This window comes from Intestinibacter sp., from assembly GCF_051866655.1.
GTDB lineage: Bacteria > Bacillota > Clostridia > Peptostreptococcales > Peptostreptococcaceae > Intestinibacter.
The window spans coordinates 1-4149 of the sequence record NZ_JBJDXL010000268.1 but is presented as its reverse complement, the minus strand read 5'-3'; the positions used below and the strand labels follow the sequence as shown (position 1 = coordinate 4149).

At 32.3% G+C, this 4149-nt stretch carries 4 protein-coding genes; all 4 read right to left on the bottom strand.

The window, feature by feature from the left end; all coding sequences use genetic code 11:
* Positions 1–151: 151 nt before the first annotated feature.
* On the bottom strand, positions 152–1048 hold the full coding sequence (locus tag ACI3VO_RS08065) for a fumarylacetoacetate hydrolase family protein (RefSeq protein WP_439757419.1): 897 nt from the start codon (positions 1046–1048) through the stop codon (positions 152–154).
* 52 nt (positions 1049–1100) lie between these two features.
* Entirely contained in the window at positions 1101–1940 is an 840-nt protein-coding gene (locus ACI3VO_RS08060; RefSeq protein WP_439757418.1) for a prephenate dehydrogenase, read from the bottom strand.
* A 1-nt stretch (position 1941) separates the two neighbouring features.
* Complete coding sequence (gene aroF / locus ACI3VO_RS08055; protein WP_439757417.1) at positions 1942–2955, bottom strand: 3-deoxy-7-phosphoheptulonate synthase; 1014 nt, start codon at positions 2953–2955, stop codon at positions 1942–1944.
* Between the two features lie 98 nt (positions 2956–3053).
* Positions 3054–4073, bottom strand: coding sequence for a 3-deoxy-7-phosphoheptulonate synthase (gene aroF / locus ACI3VO_RS08050; RefSeq protein ID WP_439757416.1), 1020 nt, complete (start codon positions 4071–4073; stop codon positions 3054–3056).
* Between the last annotated feature and the right edge of the window lie 76 nt (positions 4074–4149).

The following is a 4149-nucleotide window of genomic DNA, read 5'->3' as shown; positions in this document are numbered from 1 at the left end:
ATTTCCATTTTTTCACCTCTTTATGTATATATTGTATATATCTTATATATACAATATATACTAACATGTACACTCTGTCAAGTAATTTTAAGATAATTTAAACTAAAAAAGAGCTTGTAACTCCTAAAAGTCACAAGCTCTCAAATAATCCTTAGTCAACTATATTAACAAGTGTCCCAATTCCTTCAATTGTACACTCAACTTTATCTCCGCTCTTCAAATACTTAGGTGGTTTAAATCCCATCCCAACTCCTGATGGAGTTCCTGTAGCAATTATATCACCTGGTTTTAATGTCATTCCAGCTGATAGGTCATTTATTATTGTCGGTATATCGAATATAAAATGTTTAGTATTTGATGATTGTCTAACTTCTCCATTTACCTTACTTAAAACATCTAATTCTACTGGTGGTGTTATTTCATCCTTATAAACTATCCATGGACCAAGTGGTGTGAAGGAATCTATACTCTTTCCTCTAAACCATTGTCCTCCATGTCTTTGTTGAAGGTCTCTAGCACTTACATCATTCATTATTGTGTATCCAAATACATAATCGTAAGCGTCTTCTTTTTTGATGTTTATTCCTTCTTTGCCTATTATTACAGCAAGCTCTACCTCATAATCTACTTCTTCTGAAACACCTTGGTAATTAGTTATTTTATCGTCTATTCCTATAGCCTTATTTACTCTTTTTGAGAAATAGATTGGGTATTTAGGTAGTTCGTAGTTAGCGTTGAAGCTTCTATTAGTTTCTTCAACGTGGTCTTTGTAGTTAAGACCTAAGCAAAGAACGTCTTTCACAGGATTTACTATTGGAGCACATAGCTTGACATCTTCTAATAAATCAACTTTTATACTAGCATCGTCTTCATATGCTCTATTTTTTAAAACTGCTAAATCACTTTCTGTTGCATTTGCTATAAAGTCATTCATATCTTCGTAGTCTTTTTGTAATTCAAGAGATTTAAAGCTATAAACTCCTGTCATTTTGCTATTTACTATTCCCAATGTTTCTACATCATTTAATAGATATGTAACAAATTTCATTTTCCATTCCCTCCAGTTTATTTATAAAGTTATGTATTAATTTATATACAAATTATTTATTAAGTCGTCTTCTTCTCTTAGTAGCTCTTTTAAGACGTTTATTAAGAGCTACTCTATCACTTTTATCTAAATCCTCTCTAAATCTACTCATTTCAGCCATGAAGTCGTCGATTACTTCTAGTAGGTTTTCCCTATTTCCTAGAAATAACTCTGTCCATAAATCCTCGTTTATGTCGGCTACCCTCGTAGCATCTCTATAGCTTCCTCCCATGTAGATTTCGGTATTTCTAGCTTCTACATCACTGTTTATCAGAGATACTGCCATAACGTGTGGCAAATGTGATGTAAATGCAATTATTTGATCGTGGAAGTCTGAGCTAATTCTTATAATTCTCTTAAATCCAAGCTTGTATATAATTGCTTGTAAAAGTAATACATTGTCGTCGTCATTTCTCTCAGTGTCGATTAATAGATAATTTGCACCTTTATAACATTCTGCAGTGGCATGGTCAATTCCTTTATTTTCTCTACCTGCCATAGGATGTCCGAAAATAAAATCTACATTATCTGGAATAATATCATCTAACTCCTTGATTAAAGAACCTTTTATTCCTGCAACATCTGTGACTATCGCACCATCCTTGAAATTATTTCTATTTTCCATCATAAACCCTTTTATAAGTCTAGGATAAATACAAATAATGACTAAATCTGCTATTTCTAAAAACTCCTTTGCTTTATCTGAACCATCTTTTATAACACCCATTTTTTTTGCTTTTTCTATAGATTCTAAATTTGTATCTATAGCATACACATCTTCGAAGCCAGCCTCATTGAAGGCCATTGCGAAGGAACCACCAATAACACCTAAACCAACAATTGTAATATTCATACTAGATTGTCGCACCTTCTAAATCTATGTATGTTTTTAAGTTTTTCATTATTTCGTCAAATTTATCTGGTTTTATTGATTGTTTTCCATCACATAATGCTTTTGCTGGGTTGTTGTGTACTTCTATCATAAGTCCGTCTGCTCCTACTGCTATAGCAGCTTTTGCTAAAGGCTCTACTAAATCACGTTTACCTGTTGCATGAGATGGATCTATTATTATTGGTAAGTGTGATTTTTCTTTTATAACTGGTACTGCACTTAAATCTAGTGTATTTCTTGTTGCCTTTTCAAATGTTCTTATACCTCTTTCACAAAGTATAACATTTTCGTTACCACCAGCCATTATATATTCCGCACTCATTAGCCATTCTTCTATAGTTGAGCTCATACCTCTTTTTAATAATACTGGAGTTTTTACTTTACCTACTTCCTTTAATAAATCGAAGTTTTGCATATTTCTTGCACCTATTTGGATTACATCTACATCTTCTACGAATTTATCTAAGTATTCTGCAGACATTAATTCTGTTACTATTGGAAGTCCTGTTTCTTGTTTTGCTATTTTTAATAATTCTAATCCTTTAAGCTCTAATCCTTGGAAGCTGTATGGTGAAGTTCTTGGCTTGAATGCTCCACCTCTTAGGAAGTTTGCCCCTGATGCTTTTACTGCCTTTGCTACTTCTACTATTTGTTCTTCGCTCTCAACTGAACAAGGACCTGCCATTATTCCTAGATGACCTCCACCTACTTTTGTTCCGTTCACATCTACTATTGTAGGCTCTGGATGGAATAATTTATTTGCTTTTTTGTATGGCTCTTGTACCTTTAATACTTTTTCTACACATGCAAATGTCAATAATTCATCTGGATCTATATAAGCAGTATCTCCAACTACCCCTAATACTGATGTTGAAGTTCCATCTATTTTATCGACATCCGCTCCTTTATCTTGTATAACTTCGATTACTTCATTTATATCCTCTTGTGTAAACCCGTTTTTCATTACAACTATCATAATATTTCCTCCTACGACCTCTTTAAATGCTTTATATTATTTAAATATCTATTATTTACCCTAAATTTACAATAAAATCTAATAAAAAATTTTTATTTCTATAATGTTATTTCTTTTCCTTCTACTTCAGCGTATTTCTTAACAACCTTCATTATTTCATCAAATTTGTCCGGTTTTATTGATTGTTTTCCATCGCATAATGCTTTTGCTGGGTTGTTGTGTACTTCTATCATAAGTCCGTCTGCCCCTACTGCCATTGCAGCTTTTGCTAGTGGTTCTACTAAGTCACGTTTACCTGTTGCATGAGATGGATCTATAATTATTGGTAAATGTGATTTTTCTCTTATAACTGGTACTGCACTTAAATCTAATGTATTTCTTGTTGCAGTTTCAAATGTTCTTATTCCTCTTTCACAAAGTATGATATTTTCATTACCACCAGCCATTATATATTCCGCACTCATTAGCCATTCTTCTATAGTTGAACTCATACCTCTTTTTAATAATACTGGAGTTTTTGTCTTACCTACTTCCTTTAATAAATCGAAGTTTTGCATATTTCTTGCACCTATTTGAATTACATCTACATCTTCCACAAATCTATCTAAGTATTCTGCAGACATTAATTCTGTTACTATTGGAAGTCCTGTTTCTTGTTTTGCTATTTTTAATAATTCTAGCCCTTGTAGCTCTAATCCTTGGAAACTGTATGGTGAAGTTCTTGGTTTAAATGCTCCACCTCTTAAGAAGTTTGCCCCTGATGCTTTTACTGCCTTTGCAACTTCTACTATTTGTTCTTCACTTTCAACTGAACAAGGACCTGCCATTATACCTAAGTATTTTCCACCTACTTTGCTTCCATTTATATCTACTATTGTGTCATTTGGATGGAATAATCTATTGGCTTTTTTGTATGGTTCTGTTACGTTCATAACTTTTTCTACATAAGAGTAAGCTAGTATTTCATCTGGATCTATTATTGTTACATCCCCTATAACACCTATAACACACATTTGTTTACCATGAGATACATTTACTTTTAATCCTCTAACTTGTAAGAATTCTAATATTTCGTTTAATTCTGCTTCTGTATATCCTACTTTTAATACAATTATCATAATTGCTATCCTCCATAATATAGTCTCTATTTTTAATATTTTATATTTTTGCCTTTTTTATAATTATTTCTACCTT